Genomic DNA, 18902 nt, shown 5'->3' with positions numbered 1-18902 from the left:
GGTGCCGGCCGCCTGAAACGATCAGGAGAGCGCGTGAGGCGTACGAGCAGGAGGAATCAGGGCTGGGGGCGCCGCAGGACACCGTGGGGCAGGATTCTCGCGGGTGCGGCCGCCACGATGCTGGTGCTGGGCGGTGGTGCGGTCGTGGGCGGCCGGATGCTGCTGTCCGCGGCCACCGGCACGGTGACCCGGCAGGACCTGCTCGGCGACGCGCGCCCGCAGCGGGAGCGCGTCGAGGTCGAGGGCGCGAAGAACATCCTGCTGGTCGGCCTGGACACGCGGCCGGGCGAGGAGGACCAGCCGGCCCGGTCCGACTCGATCATCATCCTGCACATTCCCGAGGCGCACGACCACGCCTACCTGGTGTCGCTGCCGCGGGACACGCTGGTGGAGATCCCGGAGTACGACAACGGCGAGGTGTCCTTCCCGGGCGGCGCCAACAAGATCAACGCTGCGTTCGCGCTGGGCAGCCAGGGGCTCACCGGCGCGGCGGCGCTGTCCGGCGGGTTCGAGCTGCTGGCGATGACCGTGCGGGACGCCACCGGGATCACGCCGGACGCGGGCGCGATCATCGACTTCGACGGGTTCACCGAGGTGGTGGAGGAACTCGGTGAGGTCTGCATGTACGTGGACGGCACGGTCACGTCGATCCACCTCGGCACGAACGACCGGACCGGCGAGCGGGCCGCGCCGTACGTCGTGAACCCGGACGGCACGATCCGGGCGAAGGTCCGCGGCGTGACGCCGAACGTGTACGAGAAGGGGAACCGCTGCTTCACGCCGGAGGAGGCGCTGGACTTCGTCCGGCAGCGGGACCTGCTGGAGACGAACGACTTCGACTACGGCAGGCAGCGGCACCAGCAGCAGTTCATGCGCGCGGTGCTCAAGAACGTGCTGGACGAGGAGACGACCGAGCTGCCGTCCCTGCTGGCCGCCGTCGGCAGGACCATGACGGTTGACGACGGCGGCATTCCGCTGGAGGACTGGATCTTCGCGATGCGCGGGATCCGTTCCGACGCGCTGACCACGCTCAAGGTCAACGACGGCGAATTCAACTCCGAGACCATCGACGGAGTGGGCAGCGCGGAGATTCTCGACGACACGTCGGTCGCGCTGTTCGACGCGATCGCGGAGGACGAGGTCGAGTCTTTTCTGACGAGCAATCCGACGGTGGTGAATGACGATTAGGGCGTGGTGTACCACTGCTGGTTGAGGTTGTCCGCACCGTTCCAGTCCTCCCACAACTGGACCTCGGTGCCGTTCTGGAAGAGCACGTTGCGGTCGGCGTCCAGCCCGCGCCCGGTGGCCACGTTCCGGATCATGGTGTTGCCGTTCTCCATCCGCTCCATGCGCCATTGCTGCTGCGTGGAGCCGGAACAGTTCCACAGCCGCACGCGGGTGCCGTTCATGGCGGCGGTCTGGGTGTCCGCGTCCAGGCAGCGCCCGCTGGCCTTGTTCCGGATGGCGTCCCCGTCGGCGTACCAGAGCTGGTTGTCGCCGTCGTGGCAGTCCCACAACTGCAGCCGGGTGCCGGCTTTCACGAGCATGCTCTTGTCCGCGTCCAGGCATTTGTCGTTGTATACGTTACGGATCTCGAAGTACGCGTTGTCGTCCGCGTATGCGGGTGCGGAGAGCGCGAGAGAGAGCCCGGCGAGGGAGACGGATGCGGCGAGGATAAAGGTTGACTTCGCAGTTCTCGTCATGCCGGGAAGGCTACCGGCGATAACGCGCCGATAATCCGCAAATCGACGAATCAGTCTACGGTAGACGTGGGCGTGAGCGGGCGCCACTCCAGCGGCGTGGAAAGGATCATCGTGCTGGACGGCGGCCCGTACCGGCCGAGCCGGTCGATCACGCGCTCGAACCCGATCATCGACGCGGCCGCCACTCGCAGCATGCAGCACGTGTCGCCGGTGACGCGGTGGATCTGGAGGATCTCCGGCCAGGCCGCCACGTCCGGGTCGCGCAGCACGCAGAGCGGCCCGTAGCAGGACATCCGGATCAGCGCGAGCACGCTGCGGCCGGCCTTCGCCGGGTCGACGTGCGCGTGGTAGCCGGTGATCACGCCGGACTCCTCCAGCCGGCGCACCCGCTCGGCCACCGCGGGCGCGGAGAGGTGCACGCGCCGGGACAACTCGGAGTAGGACAGCCGCGCGTCCACCTGGAGCTCGCCGAGGATTGCCCAGTCCATGTCATCCATGCGTGGTTTCCGATCACAAAGTCGATGGCGAAACAACGTACCGTTCAGAAAGTAGAACCGCGCCGGGACCGTGGACAAGGCATTCCGAAAAGGCGAACCACGGAGCAATCATTGTCGACGTGATCGAGAGCCGCACCGCGGAGCAACGCGACGCCCGGGCCGGCGCCAACGGCGGCGAGCCCACCACCGAGTTCCCCGGCCGCATCCCGTACGACGCCTACGTCCACGCCGGCACGCTGCACTCGTTGCAGCGCACGCTCAGCGGCGACCCGGGCGAGATGTCGTTCCTGGTCGTCAGCCAGATCATGGAGCTCTACTTCGGGCTGACCCGGTTCGAGCTGGACGAGGCCCGCACGCTGATCGTGAAGGACGACGCCTGGGGCGCGCTCGCCCCGCTGCGCCGCGCCGCGCTGGACCTGGACGGGCTGAACGCGGCGTGGAAGGCGCTGAGCTGGATGACGCCGGCCGACTTCAACCGCTTCCGGGACCTGCTCGGCGAGGGCTCGGGCTTCCAGTCGGCCGCGTACCGGGAGCTGGAGTTCATCCTCGGCCTCAAGACCGAGTCGCTGATCCGGCCGTTCCGGCGCTCGGCCGCGTACCCGCGGCTGGTCAGGGCCTTCGAGGACCCGAGCCTGTGGGACGAGACCATGGCGCTGCTGGCCCGCCGCGGCAAGGCGGACTGGGTGCAGGTCTACCGGGACGGCGACGGCCCCGACAACCACCTGCGCATGCTCGGCGAGGCGCTGACCGACGTGGCGGTCGCGTTCGGCGAGTGGCGGCACCAGCACCTGCTGGCGGTGCGCCGCACGATGGGCGCGAAGCCCGGCTCCGGCGGCTCCGCGGGCATCGCGTGGCTGGAACGGTCCATGTCCCGCGTGGTCTTCCCGGAGCTGTGGGAAGCTCGCACCCACATGTGATCCGTGAGCCGGAGAGACGAGACGTGCGCCCTTTCGACGTGGATCCAGGAGACCCGATGACGCTGGACGAGACCGACGCGCTGCGCCGGGACGCCGACGACCCCGGCCGGCGGCACATGTTCCTGGTGCCGCCCGCGTCCGGCGGCCGGTACGAGGAGGCCGCCTACCTGGTCGGCAACTCGCTCGGCCTGCAGCCCCGCGCGGTCCGCGACGAACTGGCCGCGCACCTGGACGACTGGGCCACGCTCGGCGTCGAGGGTCACTGGGAGGCGCACGATCCCTGGCTGAGCCTGCCGCAGCGGCTGGCCGTGCCGTCCGCGCGCCTCGTCGGCGCACGCCCGGAGGAGACGGTGGTGATGAACTCGCTGACCGTCAACCTGCACCTGCTGATGATCTCGTTCTACCGGCCGTCCGGCACGCGGACCAGGATCGTCATCGAGGACGCCGCGTTCCCGTCGGACAGCTACGCGGTGCGCAGCCAGGCCGCGCTGCACGGGCTGGACCCGGAGACCACGGTGGTACGGCTGCGCCCGCGCGCCGGCGAGGACGCGCTGCGCACCGAGGACGTCGTCGGGTACCTGCGGGACTCCGGCGACACGGTCGCGCTGCTGCTGCTCGGCGGCGTCAACTACCTCACCGGCGAGCTGGTCGACATCGCGGCCGTGACCGAGGCCGGGCACGCGGCCGGCGCGATCGTCGGCTGGGACCTGGCGCACGCGGCCGGCAACGTGGAGCTGCGCCTGCACGACTGGGGTGTCGACTTCGCCGCCTGGTGCAACTACAAGTACCTCAACTCCGGGCCGGGCGCGCCCGGCAGCGCGTTCGTGCACGCCCGTCACCTCGGCGACCCCGCGGTGCGCCGGCTGGACGGCTGGTGGGGCAACGACGAGAGCACCCGGTTCGAGATGGCGCCGGTCAACCGGCCGCCGGCCACCGCGGACGCGTGGCAGGTGTCCACACCGCAGACGCTCGCGCTGGCGCCGATGACCAGCGCGCTCCAGCTGTTCGACGAGGCCGGCATGCCTCGGCTGCGCGCCCGCAGCGTGCGCCTGACCTCGTACCTGATGGACGCGCTGGACGCGGTCACGCCCGGCCGGCCGCTGGACGTGATCACGCCGCGCGAGCCCGGGCGGCGCGGCGCGCAGGTCTCCGTGCGCGTCGGTGGGCAGAGCGCGGGCGAGCTTGCCAAGCGGCTGCGCTTCGAGCACGGCGTGCTGGTCGACTCGCGCGAGCCGGACGTGGTCCGGCTGGCCCCGGTGCCGCTCTACTCCAGCTACCACGACTGCTGGCGCGCCGCCGCCGCGCTGGCCGCGCTGTGCTGAACCCGGTCGCGGACGACGAGTCGGTCCTGTCCCGGCCGGCCCCAGCCCCTGATTTCACGGTCGCCTACGGCGACCACCAGGACCAGATCGCGGCGGTACGGACCGGGAACGCGGACCGCCCGCTGCTGGTGCTCCTGCACGGCGGCTTCTGGCGCCCGCGCTTCGGCCACGCGCACACCGGCCCGATGGCGGAGGCGCTGCGCGCGGCCGGCTGGACCACGGCCTCGGCCGAGTACCGCCGCGTCCCCGGCGACCCGGGCGTGACCGCGTCCGACGTGCGCGCCGCGCTCGGCGCGCTGCCGTCGCTGGTCACCGCGCACGACGGCCGCATGATCGTGATCGGTCACTCCGCGGGCGGCCAGCTCGCGCTCGCGGTGGCCGCACATGATCGGTCGGTGTACGCGGTGGTGGCGATCGCGCCGGTCGCGGACCTGTGCCGGGCGGAGGAACTGGGGCTCGGCGACGGGGCGGTGCGCGCGTTCCTCGGCGGGCCGGCGACCGGGCACGCCGGGCTCGATCCGATGCGGCTGCCGTCCGTACCGCCGGAGAAGGTCGTGCTCCTGCACGGCCGGCGGGACGGGACGGTGCCGGTCGGGCTCTCCGAGGCCTACGCGGCGCGGCACGGCGCCGCGCTGGTCGCGCCCGCGGACGCGCACCACTACTCGTTCATCGACCCGCTCGGCCCGCACTGGCCGGCGCTCACGGTCACGCTCTCCGGGCTGAGCCGGAGAGCGTGAGCCGCGGGGTGTCAGGCGCGCGTGCCGGACACCTTCGAGGTGCCGAACGCGCCGAGCTTGACATCGCCGGAGAGCGCGTCGCCGCTGGCGGTCACGTTGAAGGCCAGCTTGACCGGGATCGGCTTGGTGAGGTCGAGCGTGAACGTGGCGTTGTCGCCGGAGGTCGTGCCGTCCTGGATCGGGGCGGTCTCGCCACCCTGCTTCGCGGTGCCGGTGAGCACGTCACCGTCCGCCACCAGGTCGAGGATCGCCGACTGCTTGCCCATCGGCGTGCTGATCTCTACGTTCCAGGTTCCCGAGATGCTCATGTGCGCGAGGCTACCCTACTCACGGGTAGGCGGCTGTTCTCACCGAGCGGTTCAGGCGATAGCGTGCTGCCATGCGGACTCAGGTCGGGATCATCGGCGCCGGCCCCGCCGGCCTGCTCCTGTCACACCTGCTGCACCTGGAGGGCATCGACTCCGTCGTGCTGGAGCTGCGCGACCGGGATTACGTGCAGCGCCGCGTCCGGGCCGGCGTGCTGGAGCAGCCCACGGTCGAGCTGCTGCGCGCCGCCGGCGTCGGCACCCGGATGGACGCGCAGGGCCTGCCGCACGACGGCATCTCGCTGCGTTTCGACGGCGCCGACCACCGCATCGACTTCGCCGCGCTCACCGGGCGGCGGATCACGGTCTACGGTCAGCAGGAGGTGGTCAAGGACCTGATCGCGCGGCGCCTGGCGGACGGCGGTGACCTGCGCTTCGGCGTCTCCGGCGTGGCGGTGCACGACGTCGGCTCGACCCGGCCGCTGATCAGCTTCACGGACGCGGACGGCAGCGCGCGGGCGCTCGACTGCGACGCGATCGCCGGGTGCGACGGGTTCCACGGCATCACCCGGGACTCGGTGCCGGCCGGCGCGCTCACCGTGCACCAGCACACGTACCCGTTCGCCTGGCTCGGCGTGCTCGCCGAGGCGCCGCCGTCGCACCACGAGCTGATCTACACGTACCACCCGCGCGGGTTCGCGCTGCACAGCATGCGGTCGCCGTCGGTCACCCGGCTCTACCTCCAGGTGCCGCCGGACGAGCGGATCGAGGACTGGTCCGACCGGCGGATCTGGGACGAGCTGCACACCCGGCTCGCCGCGGACGGATTCACGCTGGCCGAGGGCCCGATCCTGGAGAAGGGCGTGACCGGCATGCGCAGCTTCGTGGTCGCGCCGATGCGGCACGGGCGGCTGTTCCTGGCCGGCGACGCCGCGCACATCGTGCCGCCGACCGGCGCGAAGGGCATGAACCTCGCGATCGCCGACGTGCGCCGGCTGAGCCTCGCGCTCACCGCGCTGCTGCGGTCCGGCGACGAACGACTCGCCGACGGGTACGCCGACGCCTGCCTCGGCCGGGTCTGGCGCGCGCAGCACTTCTCCTGGTGGATGACGTCGATGCTGCACACGTTCCCGGAGCACGACCCCTTCCAGCGCGAGCTGCAACTGGCCCAGCTCCGCTACACCGCCACCTCCGAACCCGCCGCGACGTCACTCGCGGAGAACTACGTCGGCCTGCCGTATTCGGATTGAGCCGCCACACTGAAGCGATGCTGGACAAGGCGTGGCTGACCGCGGCCGATGAGCTGTTGCGCATTCCGAGCACCGCGGACCGGCCGGGCGAGCTGGCCCGCGCGCTGGACTGGATGGTCGACCGGGCCGGGCCCGGCTTCACGGTCGAGCGGTTCGAGTCCCGCGGCAAGCCCAGCGTGCTGCTCTACCGCGGTGACGTGCGGCCCGGCCGGTTCCGGATCATCCTGAACGGGCACCTGGACGTGGTGCCGGCGCCGGACGCGCTGTTCACGCCGCGCCGCGAGGGCGACCTGCTGTACGCCCGCGGCGCCCAGGACATGAAGCTGTCCGCGCTGGTCATGGCGGACGTCTTCCGGGAACTGGCGCCGCAGCTGCCGTACCCGCTGGGCCTTCAGCTGGTGGCGGACGAGGAGGTCGGCGGCCGCGACGGCACCGGGCACCAGATCGAGGCCGGCGTGAGCGCGGACTTCGCGGTGATCGGCGAGATGAGCCGGCTGGACATCACGGTCGAGTCCAAGGGCCTGATCGACGTCACGCTCACCGCGGAGGGCCGGGCGGCGCACGGTGCGTACCCCTGGCTCGGCGACAACGCGCTGCTCACCGTGGTCGGCGCGGTGCGCGCGCTGCTGGAGCGCTACCCGGTGCCGCGCGAGGAGGCCTGGCGCACCACCATCAACGTCGCGAAGATCGACACGCCGAACGTGGCGTTCAACCAGGTTCCGGCCGCCGCGTCCGCCTGGCTCAACCTGCGCTTCCCGCCCACCGACCCGGACTTCACCGGGCGCAGCGTCGCGGAGGTGACCACGCACCTCTCCGAGATCGCCGGCCCGGGCGTGGCGGTCGGCGTCGCGCACGTGGACGCGCCGCACCTGGCCGAGCGCGACCATCCGGACGTGGCCGTGCTCCGCCGCGCCGCGCGGGCGCAGGGGTACGGCGGGGAGTACCTGCGACGGCACGGCGCCGGGGACGGCCGGTTCTACTTCCAGGCCGGGATGGCCGCGGTCGCGTTCGGCATCGGCGGCGAGGGGCAGCACGGCCCGGACGAGCACGCGGACCTCACCACGGTCCCGCCGTACCGGGCGGCGCTCCGCGAGTTCCTGCTCGGTGTGACCGGGTAGGCGGTTTGTAAAGTTCGCACCTTCACGGCCGATGGGACAGGCACGGCGGCCGGGGACGGTGGGGATGAACGGTAAGGCGGGGCACGGCGAAGGCGACGCCGGCTCGCTTCAGCAGCGGCGCGTGGTCGAGCTGGCCACGCTCGGCGTGCGCGTATTCGGTGCCGTCGCCTGCCTGGTCACGTTCTCGATGATCACTCCCGGGCCGGCGCCGCACGGGCTGGCGCAACTGACCTGGGTGCTGCTGGCCGTGGCGCTGATCGCCGTCGGCTGCCTGCTCTCGCTGATCGCGCTACGCCACCGGGGTGGGCGCGGCTACCGCGTACTGAGCCTCGCGCAGATCCCGATCGACCTGCTCAGTGCGCTGGTGCTGGTCTACGGCACGTCCGAGGATCCGCGCGCCGGGCAGATGTGGGCGGTGCTGCTGGTCCCGATCTACGCCGCCGCGTTCCGCGACGACCTGCGCGGTGCGTTCGTCTCCGGCGCCGCCGCGATCGCCGGGCTGCTCGGCACCGTGCTCATCCACGAACCGGTCTGGCTCTCCCCCGGCGACGGATTCTCGCTGATCGTCATCGTGACCGTGCTGGTCTGCCTCACGCTGCTCACCGGGCTGCCGGCCCGCGGCGCGAACAAGCGCATCCGGGCGATGCAGGACGTCAAGGCCGCGCTCAGCTACCAGGTGCACCACGACGCGCTCACCGGGCTGGCGAACCGTACCCGGCTGCACGACTTCGCCCGGCAGGCGATGGCCGACCGGCGCGAGATGGCCGTGCTCGCGCTCGACCTGGACGGCTTCAAGCAGGTCAACGACACACTCGGGCACGCAGCCGGCGACGAACTGCTGAAGGTGGTCGCGGCACGCCTGCTCGCCCAGGCCCGCGACGACGACATCGTGGCCCGCCTGGGCGGCGACGAGTTCGTCATCGTGCTGTCCGGCGCGGACGCGGGCGTGGCCGCGGAAGTGGCGCGGCGCTGCATGGAGGCGGTCGCGGCCCCCATCCAACTCCAGGGCACCACGGTGCACGTCGGGACCAGCATCGGCTTCGCCACCACGGTCGGCGACGGGACGGTCGGCGTGCCCGGCACCGCCAGCTTCGGCCGGCGCGACTTCGACGGCGTACTCCGGGCAGCGGACGCGCACATGTACACGGTCAAGGCGAACCGCAAGCAGGACCCGGCTCGCACCCCGCCACCCCCCACCCCCGCGGAGACGGAGGCGGCGGCGAAGCGCGGCCGCCACCGCGCCTCCCCACCAGAGGCGGCCCGGCCGCGCTAGCTGTGCTGTCTCGGGACGTTGGTGACGGGTACGGGATCTTGATGAGGTGAGGACCTTCCGGATAGGTGTGGAGCTACCACAACAGCCGCACCGATCTCAGGAAGGTCCTCGTGACTCACGCTAATGCATCCCTGACACCGACCGGGCGGCTGCGCCTGGCGCGTTGCGTGGTCGATGACGGATGGCCGTTACGGGCCGCTGCGGCGCGGTTCCAGGTCTCGCCGACCACCGCACAGCGGTGGGCCCGCCGCTACCGCGAACACGGACCAGCCGGGATGACCGACCGTTCCAGCCGGCCGCACCACAGCCCCGCACGCACCCCCGCCCCAGTCGAGGCACACGTCCTCGCGATGCGCCGTGCGCACCGCATCGGCCCTGCCCGGCTGGCCACCCGCGCCGGTATCGCACCGTCGACCGCGCACCGCATCCTCGTCCGGCACGGCGAACCAGTCCTGGCCTGCCTGGACCGGGCCACCGGCGAACCCGTACGCCGCTACGAACGCGACCAGCCCGGCGAACTCGTCCACATCGACGTCAAGAAACTCGCCCGTATCCCCGACGGCGGCGGACACAAAACCCTCGGCCGACCCGCCGGCCGCACCAACCGCAACGGCGCAGGCTACGCCTACATCCACACCGCCCTCGACGACCACAGCCGCCTGGCCTACTCCGAAATCCTTCCCGACGAAACCGCCGCCACCTGCGCCGGATTCCTACGCCGCGCCACCGCATGGTTCACCGCACACGGCGTGCGCGTCCACCGCGTCCTGACCGACAACGCCTGGGCCTACACCAAAAACACCTGGCACACCACCTGCGCAGACCTCGGCATCCAACCCCGCCACACCCGGCCCTGGCGACCCCAGACCAACGGCAAAGTCGAACGCTTCCACCGCACCCTCACCGAAGAATGGGCCTACCACCAGCCCTACACCACCGACACCGCCCGCTGCGACGCCTACCCCGGCTGGCTCGACTGGTACAACTACCACCGACCCCACACCGCCCTCGGCGGCCACCCACCCGCCCACCGCGTCACCAACCTGTCGGGACAGCACAGCTAGCGCGCGCCGCCCCCGCGCCGCGCCGCCCCTCGCCGCGCCGCCCCCTCGTCCGCGCCGCCCCTCGCCTCGCCGCGCCGCGCCGCCCCTCGCCGCGCCGCGCCGCCCCTCGCCGCGCCGCGCCGATCTAGGGCGGATTCCGACGAGGTGATCTCCGATCACGTGAATCCGGCCTAGATCGACGCGGCGAGGGGGGCCGGCGTGGGGGCGGCCGGCGAGAGGGGCCGGCGAGGGGGCGGCCGGCGTGGGGAGGGGGGAGGGGGTCAGTTGTTGAGGGTGGTGGCGATGGCGTCGGGCATGGAGGTGGTGGGGCGGGCGATCAGGCGGGACAGGTCGCGGGAGTCGGTGGTGAGCTCGCCGCGGGCGATGCCGGCGTCGGCGTCGGCGATGACCGTGGCGGCCTCGGGGGGCAGGCCGAAGCCGGTCAGGGTGGTCGCGTACTCGTCGACCGGGAGGTCGCGGTAGGTGACCGGGGTGCCGGAGTGCTCGGTGATCTGCGCGGCGAGTTCGGCCATCGTGAACGACTCGTCGCCGGCCAGTTCGTAGGCGACGTTGACTGGGCCGTCCGAGGTGAGCACGGCGCCGGCGGCCGCGGCGTAGTCGGCGCGGGCCGCGGCGGCGAGCCGGCCGTCGCCGGCGGCGCCCAGGATCGCGCCGTTGCGGAGCGTGTCGGTGAGGCGCTCGGTGTAGTTCTCCAGGTACCAGCCGTTGCGCAGGAACACGTGCGGCAGGCCGGTTTCGCGGATCCGGGCCTCGGTCGCGCGGTGGTCGGCGGCCAGCAGCATCGTGGTGGTGTCGGCCTTGAGGATGCTGGTGTACGCGATGAGGCCCACGCCCGCGGCCTTCGCGGCGTCGACCACGGCGTGGTGCTGGGGCAGGCGCGCGCCCGGCACGCTGCCGGAGATGAACAGCAGCCGGTCCGCGCCGGCGAACGCCGGGGCCAGCGTCTCCGGCCGGTCGTAGTCGGCCTCGCGCACCTGCACGCCGCTCGCGGCCAGGTCGGCGGCCTTGTCCGGGGTACGCACGGCGGCGACGATCTCGCCGGCGGGCACGCCGCGGTCGAGCAGGTCCTGCACCACGAGGCGGCCCAGGTGTCCGGTGGCGCCGGTGACGACGATCATGAATTGCTCCTCGGTTGGTCCGTGCGACAGCTCAGTGCTGCACACCGAGACTGTACTAACTTTTAGAAAGTGCCAACCAGAAGTGAGCACCGACACGAAACGCCGTGCCGCGGAACCGGATACGGTGGAGGGCGTGACCACGCAGGATGCCGTCGACCAGCTCGCCGCCAGCGTCTTCGCGCGTCATTGCACCTCGCGCGGCATCCTGGAGGACGTCGCCGGCAAGTGGGGGGTGCTGGCGCTCGCGGCGCTGAACGGCGGCACCTACCGGTTCAACGCGCTGCGCCGCCGCGTCGACGGGGTCAGCGAGAAGATGCTCGCCCAGACGTTGCAGGCGCTGGAGCGCGACGGCCTGGTCCGCCGCGACGTGCAGGCCACCATCCCGCCGCGGGTCGAGTACAGCCTCACGCCGTTCGGCGCGACCGTCGCCGGGAAGGTCGTCGAACTGGTCGAACTCATCCAGGACGAGGTGGATCGCCGCAACGTCGGATGATCATAGGATCATCCCATGACCGTACGATTTGGCGTGTTCGTTCCCCAGGGCTGGCGGATGGATCTCACCGAGATCGCCGACCCCATCGAGCAGTACGAGGCGATGACCGCGGTGGCGAAGGCCGCGGACGCGGGTCCGTGGGACTCGATCTGGGTCTACGACCACTTCCACACCACGCCCGAGCCCACCATGAACACCGTGTTCGAGTGTTGGACGATCACGTCCACGCTGGCCCGGGACACCTCGCGCGTCAACATCGGCCAGATGGTCGGCTGCAACGGCTACCGCCACCCCGCGCTCTACGCCAAGATCGCGTCGACCGTGGACGTGGCCAGCCACGGCCGGCTCTACGCGGGCATCGGCGCCGGCTGGTACGAGCACGAGTGGCGGGCGTACGGCTACGAGTGGCCGGAGTTGCGCGACCGGATGGGCGCGTTCCGCGAGGCCGTCGAGATCGTCACCAAGATGTGGACCGAGGATTCTCCGGTCTTCAACGGCAGGTACTACTCGATCGACAAGCCGATCAACGAGCCCAAGGGGGTACGCCGTCCGCACCCGTCGTTCTGGATCGGCGGCGGTGGGGAGAACGTGACGCTGAAGCTGGTCGCCAAGTACGCGAACGGCGCGAACTTCGGCAACGGCGATCCTGAGGTGATCCGGGAGAAGCTGGAGATCCTGCGTCGTCACTGCGAGACGGTGGGGCGGGACTATGACGACATCGTGAAGTCGACGTCGGTCAATGTGGAGGTGGACTGGTCGAAGGAGCGGCTGCAGGCGAAGATCGACTCGGTGCTGGAGGCGGGAGCGGATTATCCGATCCTGTATTTCCCGCGGGTCGCCTACAACCACGACCAGTTGCTCATGTTCGCTTCGGAGATCATTCCGCAGTATTCCTGACGTTCTCGCGTGTGGCCCCGGGGTGGAATTCGTGGCGTCCACCCCGGGGCCGCCGCGTCGCCGCGGCACGGGATCGGCCCGCCGGCCCTCGGGGCGCGAATCGCGTCGTGGTGGTGGGCTCGTGGCGCCCTGCGGCGCGCGACAGAGCTGATCATGCGCGGACCGCACATCGATGGAACTCCGATCGGGCGGTCGCATCCCCCGATCGGATCGAGCCGGCGGGATGGTGGCGTAGACGCCGAGGCGTCCCCCGCGAGTGGGGGACGCCTCGGAGAAGGTGGGTGGTCAGCCGATCGGGGCGGCCGGGTCGGCGGCGGGTGGGGGCTGGTCGGCGGGCGCCGGTGGCGTCAGGGGGTCGGTGGGCTGGTCGGGCCGGGGGTTGGTTTCGGTGGTCGGCGCCGGGTCGGTGGCGGCGGGGGTCTCGGCGGGGGCCGTGGACTGGAGCGGGTCGGCCGGGGCGGTGGGGGTCGCGTCGGCGGGCACGGTGGAGAGGGGTGGCTCCGGGGTGTAGATCGGGGTCGGGTCGCCGTTGCCGGTCACGAAGGGAAGCGTGGTGGCACCGGCGGAGCCGTCGCCGAAGAGGCCGGCCAGGGAGTCGCCGGCCATCAGCTCGAAGGCGGTGATGGCCAGCATGGCGAAGACGAACATGGCCACCGTGGCGAGGACGAGGCGGAGCCGGTGCGCGCGGCGGACGGTGGAGTCGTCGTCGGAGCGGTCGGCGAAGCGGGTGCGGGCGGCGGGTTCGTCGTGATCGGGGCCGGACGCCGAGGCCGAAGCGGCGGCGCGGGCCGGGATCGGGCGGTCGGAGGCGCGGCGGTCCGGGGCGGTGCGCGACGGGCCGGGGTCCGCGTCGGCGAAGTCGTCCAGGAGCACCGTCTCGACCGTGTCCGCCGCGATGGCCCGGTCGGCGGGGCGCACCGGAGGGTTGGCGGCGGGGCGGTTGGTGGCGCCGACGACGGCGAGGGCCTGTTCCAGGCGTACGCCCCGGAGGCGTTGGTAGGTGTGTTTGAGGGAGTGGGCGTAGAGCTCCTGGCCGACCGTGGCGATCACGCTGGCGACGGCGGCGCCGACGATGGTGCCGGCGACGCCCAGCCAGGACGCGCACACGGCCGACGATATCGCGGCGAGCGTGCCGGCCGAGAGCTTGATCAGGTCGATCTTCGACCAGACGCGGCGTTCGTCCCTGTCCTCGTGGTGTTGGTCCCTGGTCATTCCGTGGCCCGTTCCCCTCCCTCGCGTGCGGGTCCCGATGTGGACATACCCACGAGCCGGCGACGAACCACGGAATCGACCGGACGTGATTCAGGACGCGCCGGACGCCTGCCAGTTGAGGCGGACGAGAAGCTGGCGGGCCTGCTCGGCGACGTCGGGGGTGGCGGTGACGGCGTACTGGCCGGCCTGCAGCGAGCTACGAGACGTGAAGTCACGGCGACCGCCGGTGAGGGCGTGCGCGATCGCGCCGAAGACCGCACCCCACAGCGCACCGATCAGCACGGCGGACAGCATGATGCCGAGCCAGCCGCCCTCGGTGAAGAGGCCGAGCAGCAGGCCGATGAAGAAGCCGAAGTACGCGCCGCTGGCCAGGCCGGCGAGCGCGGCGCGGCCGATGGTGAGCCGGCCCAGCACGTTCTCGACCAGGCGCAGGTCGGTGCCGATGATGGCGGTCTTCTCCACCGGGAACTGGTTGTCGGAGAGGTAGTCGACGGCGCGCTGCGCGGACTGGTAGTCGGGGTAGCTCGCCACCGAGACCGAGGAACTCGTGTCGGTGGGCGCGGGCGCGGCGGGTACGGCGCCGGTCGGGCCGGGCGGGATGGGCGTACCGGAATCGGGAACGGTCATGATCTCCTCCAGGTGTTCGGGGTCCGCTGTACCCGAAGGGATTACCCGCGTAACGACACGGTTCTGTACCGGTATCGATGTGAATTCGTTGTGTGCAGGGTCACCGGGGTGACAGGCTGCCGCCTGCGAGAATCTGTGGCGCCTCAAGATCCAGCGGAAACATCCAGCGAAGGGTTGAACATGGGCGACGGGGACTTCGTACAGCTCTTGACGCCGGACGGCGAGCGGACCGAGCGCGCGGTCGGCCACGACGGCGTGGAGTACACCGTCGACCTGACCGACGACGAGTACCGCGGTCTCTACCGCGACATGGTCGTCACGCGGCGGCTGGACGCGGAGGGCGTGGCGCTGCAACGGCAGGGCGAGATGGCGCTGTGGGCCAGCCTGTACGGGCAGGAGGCGGCGCAGATCGGCTCCGGCCGGGCGCTGCGGCCGCAGGACATGGTGTTCCCGAGCTACCGCGAGCACGGCGTGCTGACCGCGCGCGGCCTGGACCCGCTGCTGCCGTTCGGCCTGTTCCGCGGCGTGGATCAGGGCGCGTGGGACCCGGAGGCCTACAAGACGCACATGTACACGCTGGTGGTGGGCGCGCAGACGCTGCACGCCACCGGGTACGCGATGGGCGTGACGCTGGACGGGCGGATCGGCGACGACGGCGAGGCCGTGATCGTCTACTTCGGTGACGGCGCGACCGCACAGGGTGACGTCAACGAGTCGTTCATCTGGGCCGGCGTGCACCAGGCCCCGATCGTCTTCTTCTGCCAGAACAACCAGTACGCGATCAGCGTGGGCACCGAGCGGCAGTCCCGGGCGCCGATCCACCGGCGCTCGGCCGGCTTCGGCTTCCCCGGCCTGCGGGTGGACGGCAACGACGTGCTGGCCAGCTACGCGGTGACGCGGCACGCGATGGACCGGGCGCGGCGCGGCGGCGGGCCCACGCTGATCGAGGCGTACACGTACCGGATGGGCGCGCACACCACCTCGGACGACCCGACGCGGTACCGGCTGGCCGCGGAGCAGGAGGCGTGGGCGGCGCGCGACCCGATCGCCCGGCTGGCCACGTTCCTGCGCCGTCAGCAGCTCGCGGACGAGGACTTCTTCGTGAAGATCGAGGAGGAGGTCCAGCACCTCGCGGTGGGGCTGCGCGAGCGGGTGGTGAACCTGCCGAACCCGGGCCGGTCGGCGATCTTCGATCACGCGTACGCGCACGGGTCTCCGCTGGTCGAGCAGCAGCGGGCCCGGTTCGAGGCGTACGCCACCTCGTTCGAGAGCTGACCGCCCTCTGTCGATCTTGGACGGTCGGCGCGTACCGTCGCGCTCATGACGATCACGCCGTGCACGTGAACACACGACGTCATCACTAAAACCTTGCAAGTCGGTAGGAAATGTGGGAAGTTTCGGCGCAACGATCTCATCGCACGGAGGCGCACGCGCATGTCCAACCACGTCTTCTCCCGCCGAGGCCTGCTGAAGGCCGCCGGTCTCACCGGTGGCGCCGTCGCGCTCGCCGCGTGCGCCGGGCCGGGCGGTGAGGCCGCGCCGCGGGGCAGCGGCGCGGCCGGGTTCGACGGCCCGGTCGAGGGTGAGCTGTCGTTCGCGCACTGGCGGGCCGAGGACAAGGAGGTCTTCGACCAGGTGATCGCGAGCTTCACGCGGAAGCACCCGAAGGTCACGGTCCGGCAGGACATCTCCGCCTCCGCGGACTACCAGAGCACGGCGCTGACGAAGATCCGCGGCGGCGGCGTGGGCGACGCGTTCACCGCGTTCCGCGGCGCGCAGTTCGCCAACATCGCGTCCGCCGGCGTGTGGAGCGACCTGACCGGGCAGTCGCTGGTCGATGCGTACGAACCGGCGCTGATCACGGCCGGGGCCGGCGGCGGGAAGCAGCTCGGCCTGCCGTACCAGCTGGTCTTCAACATGCCGGTGACGAACCCGGACCTGCTGGCCACGCACGGGTACGCGAACCTGCCGCAGGACTGGGACGGCTTCCTCGGCGTGCTGGACGGGCTGCGGTCCAAGGGCGTCACGCCGATCGCCTGGCCGGGCGGGGACAGCGGCAACGGCGGCCAGCTGATCAACTCGATGGTGATGAACAACGCGCCCGCCGACGACGCCTTCGCGCGGGTCGAGGCCGGCACACTGAAGGTCACGGACGACTGGTTCCTCACCACGCTCCGGCAGTACGAGCAGCTCAAGCCGTACTTCCAGGACGGCGCCACCGGCTCGGCGAACGAGGCCGCGATGCAGCTGTTCGCCACCGGGAAGGCCGCGTTCCTGGCCACCGGCTCCTACGCGGCCGGCCCGGTCCGCAAGCTCGGCGCGCGGTTCCCGCTCGGGCTCTACGCGCCGATCACGGTCGCGGCCGGGCAGGCGCGGTACGAGGGCATCTTCAACGCCACGTTCATCCTGGGCGTCAACGCGAACTCGTCGAAGAGGGGCGCGGCGCTGGCCTGGCTCCAGCACCTGTCCGATCCGGCCGTGGCCGGGGTCTACGCGAACGGCACGTCGCAGCACGTGACCGTGAAGGGCGTGGAGTACACGAACGCGGATCTCAAGGCGTTCGCGCCCTGGCTGACCCGCAAGACACTGCTGGCACCGCGCTTCCAGTTCAACAACCTGGACATCCGTACGGCCGTGGAGGAGGCGGCCGTGAAGGTGGTCGGCGGCACGAAGCCGGAGGAGGCGGCCGAGGCGGCGCAGCGGGTGGTGGACCAGAAGCGGTGAGGCGCACCTGGGGTCTCTACCTCTTCCCGATTCCGGCGCTCGCACTCTACCTGGCCTTCTTCGTGCTGCCGGCCGCGCAGGGCCTGCAGTACGCCACGACGGACTGGGACGGGTTCAGCCCCGGCTTCAACCGCGTCGGCGCGGACAACCTGGTGCGCATCGCCACCGATGACGACCAGTTCGCGAACGCGCTCGGCAACAACCTGACGTTCCTGCTGGCCGTGGTGAGCGGGCAGACGGTGCTGGCGCTCGGGCTGGCCGTGCTGCTCGCCGCCCGCAGCCGCGGCTCGACCGCGCTGCGCGCGCTGTTCTTCCTGCCGACCGTGCTCTCCTCGATCTCGGTCGCGTTCGTCTGGCGGTTCGTCTACGACCCGAACCTGGGGCTGCTGCACTCGCTCGGCGTGCCGGGCACGTTCCTCGGCGACGAGGACACCGCGATCCTGTGGGTGGCGGTGGCACAGGTCTGGTTCCACGCGGGACAGATGATGGTGATCTTCATAGCGGGCATCAACCAGATCCCGGCCGAGCTGCACGAGGCCGCGCACGTCGACGGCGCCGGGCGCTGGCAGCGCTTCCGGTTCGTCACCTGGCCGATGCTGGCGCCGGCGACCGCGCTGGTGGTGGCGTACACGACGATCCAGTCGTTCAAGGCGTTCGACCTGATCCTCGGGCTGGCGGGCAATCCGCCGCGGTCCTCGCTGGACATCCTGTCGACGCGCATCTACACCACGTTCGCCAACAGCCAGCTCGGGTACGCCGCGGCGGAGTCCGTCGTGTTCATGGTGGCGATCGGCGTGGTCACCTGGCTGCAGGGCCGAGCCGCCCGGATCGGAGCCGGACGGTGAGGCGCCCGCTGCTCGCGCTCTACGCGCTGCTGATCACCGTACCGCTGCTGGTGGTGCTGTTCGGGTCGTTCAAGACCACGCCGGATCTCTTCGCGTCGCCGTTCGGGCCGCCGCTCTCCCCCACGCTGGCCAACTACCGCGAGATCCTCGGCGACGCCGGGCTGCTGCGCGTCTTCGGCAACAGCGTGCTGGTCGTGCTGGTCTCGGTCCCGGCCACGCTGCTGCTGGCCAGCCTGGTCGGCTACGCGGTGGCCCGGCTCCCCCGCTGGCCGTCCCGGGTGCTGTTCGCCGTCTTCGCCGCCGGGCTCGCCGTGCCCGCGCAGGCGATGATGATCCCGCAGTACGTGCAGTTCGACCGGCTCGGCCTGCGCGACAGCCTGGCCGGCCTGATGCTGATCAACGTGGTGGTGACGCTGCCGGTCGCGGTCTTCATCCTGTCCGGCTTCATGCGCACGCTGCCGCGCGAGCTGTTCGAGGCGGCCGCGCTGGACGGCGCCGGGTCGTGGGCCGCCTACCGCCGCGTCGCCGTGCCGCTGTCGCTGCCGTCGCTCGCCGCCACCGCGATCTTCCTGCTGGTCATGCACTGGAACGACCTGCTCTACCCGCTGCTGTTCATCGACGACCCGGCCCGGCGCACGCTGCCGCTGGCGCTGCTGGACTTCTCCGGCGAGTACCTGACCGACTATCCGCTGCTGTTCACCGGCGTGGTGGTGGCGTCCGTGCCGATGGTGCTGCTCTACGCCTTCCTCCAGCGCTGGTTCGTCGCCGGGATCACCGCGGGCGCGGTCAAGGGCTGACGG

General features: G+C 71.4%; 20 protein-coding genes. 14 read left to right on the top strand and 6 right to left on the bottom strand.

The window, feature by feature from the left end; translation table 11 throughout:
* Nucleotides 1-33 precede the first annotated feature (33 nt).
* Entirely contained in the window at nucleotides 34-1188 is a 1155-nt protein-coding gene (locus J2S41_RS03305; RefSeq protein ID WP_310362863.1) for an LCP family protein, read from the top strand.
* On the opposite strand, the gene J2S41_RS03300 is transcribed toward J2S41_RS03305, so the two are convergent.
* Nucleotides 1185-1703: an RICIN domain-containing protein gene (locus J2S41_RS03300; protein WP_310362859.1), complete on the bottom strand. Its 519-nt coding sequence runs from the start codon at nucleotides 1701-1703 to the stop codon at nucleotides 1185-1187. The genes J2S41_RS03305 and J2S41_RS03300 overlap by 4 nt on opposite strands.
* Before the next feature lie 50 nt (nucleotides 1704-1753).
* The gene (locus J2S41_RS03295) at nucleotides 1754-2200 is read right to left on the bottom strand and encodes an Lrp/AsnC family transcriptional regulator (RefSeq protein ID WP_310362857.1); all 447 of its coding nucleotides are present in this window, start codon (nucleotides 2198-2200) and stop codon (nucleotides 1754-1756) included.
* 122 nt (nucleotides 2201-2322) lie between these two features.
* Between J2S41_RS03295 and J2S41_RS03290 the strand changes: the two genes are divergently transcribed.
* Genes J2S41_RS03290 through J2S41_RS03280 form a run of 3 tightly spaced genes read left to right on the top strand, consistent with a single transcriptional unit; the run spans nucleotide 2323 to nucleotide 5176 of the window.
* Nucleotides 2323-3117: a tryptophan 2,3-dioxygenase gene (locus tag J2S41_RS03290; protein ID WP_310376258.1), complete on the top strand. Its 795-nt coding sequence runs from the start codon at nucleotides 2323-2325 to the stop codon at nucleotides 3115-3117.
* 56 nt (nucleotides 3118-3173) lie between these two features.
* On the top strand, nucleotides 3174-4439 hold the full coding sequence (gene kynU / locus J2S41_RS03285) for a kynureninase (RefSeq protein WP_310362855.1): 1266 nt from the start codon (nucleotides 3174-3176) through the stop codon (nucleotides 4437-4439).
* Nucleotides 4433-5176 (top strand): alpha/beta hydrolase family protein, encoded by a 744-nt coding sequence (locus J2S41_RS03280; protein ID WP_310362853.1) that lies wholly within the window; start codon nucleotides 4433-4435, stop codon nucleotides 5174-5176. The genes kynU and J2S41_RS03280 overlap by 7 nt, the downstream gene beginning before the upstream one ends.
* 11 nt (nucleotides 5177-5187) lie before the next feature.
* Here J2S41_RS03280 and J2S41_RS03275 read toward each other — a convergent pair whose 3' ends face one another.
* Nucleotides 5188-5484, bottom strand: coding sequence for a hypothetical protein (locus tag J2S41_RS03275; protein WP_310362851.1), 297 nt, complete (start codon nucleotides 5482-5484; stop codon nucleotides 5188-5190).
* Between the two features lie 71 nt (nucleotides 5485-5555).
* On the opposite strand from J2S41_RS03275, the gene J2S41_RS03270 reads away from it, so the two are divergent.
* The 4 genes from J2S41_RS03270 (at nucleotide 5556) to J2S41_RS03255 (ending at nucleotide 10186) form a co-directional block, all read left to right on the top strand.
* The gene (locus J2S41_RS03270; RefSeq protein WP_310362850.1) at nucleotides 5556-6731 is read left to right on the top strand and encodes a 4-hydroxybenzoate 3-monooxygenase; all 1176 of its coding nucleotides are present in this window, start codon (nucleotides 5556-5558) and stop codon (nucleotides 6729-6731) included.
* A gap of 17 nt (nucleotides 6732-6748) precedes the next feature.
* Nucleotides 6749-7849 carry a M20 family metallopeptidase gene (locus J2S41_RS03265; protein WP_310362849.1) on the top strand — a complete coding sequence of 367 codons (1101 nt, stop codon included), beginning with the start codon at nucleotides 6749-6751 and terminating at the stop codon, nucleotides 7847-7849.
* A gap of 64 nt (nucleotides 7850-7913) precedes the next feature.
* A complete protein-coding gene (locus J2S41_RS03260) occupies nucleotides 7914-9122 on the top strand; it encodes a diguanylate cyclase domain-containing protein (RefSeq protein ID WP_310362847.1) in 1209 nt (402 codons plus the stop codon).
* 110 nt (nucleotides 9123-9232) lie between these two features.
* Complete coding sequence (locus tag J2S41_RS03255) at nucleotides 9233-10186, top strand: IS481 family transposase (RefSeq protein ID WP_310376257.1); 954 nt, start codon at nucleotides 9233-9235, stop codon at nucleotides 10184-10186.
* A gap of 260 nt (nucleotides 10187-10446) precedes the next feature.
* On the opposite strand, the gene J2S41_RS03250 is transcribed toward J2S41_RS03255, so the two are convergent.
* Nucleotides 10447-11304 (bottom strand): SDR family oxidoreductase, encoded by an 858-nt coding sequence (locus J2S41_RS03250; RefSeq protein WP_310362845.1) that lies wholly within the window; start codon nucleotides 11302-11304, stop codon nucleotides 10447-10449.
* A 133-nt stretch (nucleotides 11305-11437) separates the two neighbouring features.
* On the opposite strand from J2S41_RS03250, the gene J2S41_RS03245 reads away from it, so the two are divergent.
* Both J2S41_RS03245 and J2S41_RS03240 read left to right on the top strand, forming a co-directional pair.
* Nucleotides 11438-11797: a winged helix-turn-helix transcriptional regulator gene (locus J2S41_RS03245; RefSeq protein WP_310362843.1), complete on the top strand. Its 360-nt coding sequence runs from the start codon at nucleotides 11438-11440 to the stop codon at nucleotides 11795-11797.
* 15 nt (nucleotides 11798-11812) lie between these two features.
* Nucleotides 11813-12694, top strand: coding sequence for an LLM class F420-dependent oxidoreductase (locus J2S41_RS03240; protein ID WP_310362840.1), 882 nt, complete (start codon nucleotides 11813-11815; stop codon nucleotides 12692-12694).
* A 285-nt stretch (nucleotides 12695-12979) separates the two neighbouring features.
* Here J2S41_RS03240 and J2S41_RS03235 read toward each other — a convergent pair whose 3' ends face one another.
* A complete protein-coding gene (locus J2S41_RS03235) occupies nucleotides 12980-13906 on the bottom strand; it encodes a hypothetical protein (RefSeq protein ID WP_310362838.1) in 927 nt (308 codons plus the stop codon).
* Between the two features lie 90 nt (nucleotides 13907-13996).
* Complete coding sequence (locus J2S41_RS03230) at nucleotides 13997-14533, bottom strand: YflT domain-containing protein (protein WP_310362836.1); 537 nt, start codon at nucleotides 14531-14533, stop codon at nucleotides 13997-13999.
* A 180-nt stretch (nucleotides 14534-14713) separates the two neighbouring features.
* Between J2S41_RS03230 and pdhA the strand changes: the two genes are divergently transcribed.
* The 4 genes from pdhA to J2S41_RS03210 all read left to right on the top strand — a co-directional run bounded on the left by pdhA (nucleotide 14714) and on the right by J2S41_RS03210 (nucleotide 18899).
* Nucleotides 14714-15808: a pyruvate dehydrogenase (acetyl-transferring) E1 component subunit alpha gene (pdhA, locus tag J2S41_RS03225; protein ID WP_310362834.1), complete on the top strand. Its 1095-nt coding sequence runs from the start codon at nucleotides 14714-14716 to the stop codon at nucleotides 15806-15808.
* Between the two features lie 159 nt (nucleotides 15809-15967).
* A complete protein-coding gene (locus J2S41_RS03220) occupies nucleotides 15968-17257 on the top strand; it encodes an ABC transporter substrate-binding protein (protein WP_310362833.1) in 1290 nt (429 codons plus the stop codon).
* Nucleotides 17254-18102 carry a carbohydrate ABC transporter permease gene (locus tag J2S41_RS03215; protein WP_310362830.1) on the top strand — a complete coding sequence of 283 codons (849 nt, stop codon included), beginning with the start codon at nucleotides 17254-17256 and terminating at the stop codon, nucleotides 18100-18102. Before J2S41_RS03220 ends, J2S41_RS03215 begins: the two co-directional genes overlap by 4 nt.
* Nucleotides 18099-18899 (top strand): carbohydrate ABC transporter permease, encoded by an 801-nt coding sequence (locus J2S41_RS03210; protein WP_310362827.1) that lies wholly within the window; start codon nucleotides 18099-18101, stop codon nucleotides 18897-18899. The genes J2S41_RS03215 and J2S41_RS03210 overlap by 4 nt, the downstream gene beginning before the upstream one ends.
* Nucleotides 18900-18902: the final 3 nt, after the last annotated feature.

The sequence above is a fragment of the Catenuloplanes atrovinosus genome, assembly GCF_031458235.1.
GTDB classification, from domain to species: domain Bacteria; phylum Actinomycetota; class Actinomycetes; order Mycobacteriales; family Micromonosporaceae; genus Catenuloplanes; species Catenuloplanes atrovinosus.
Note: the sequence above shows the minus strand (reverse complement) of the source record. Positions and strands in the feature narration are given on the sequence as shown.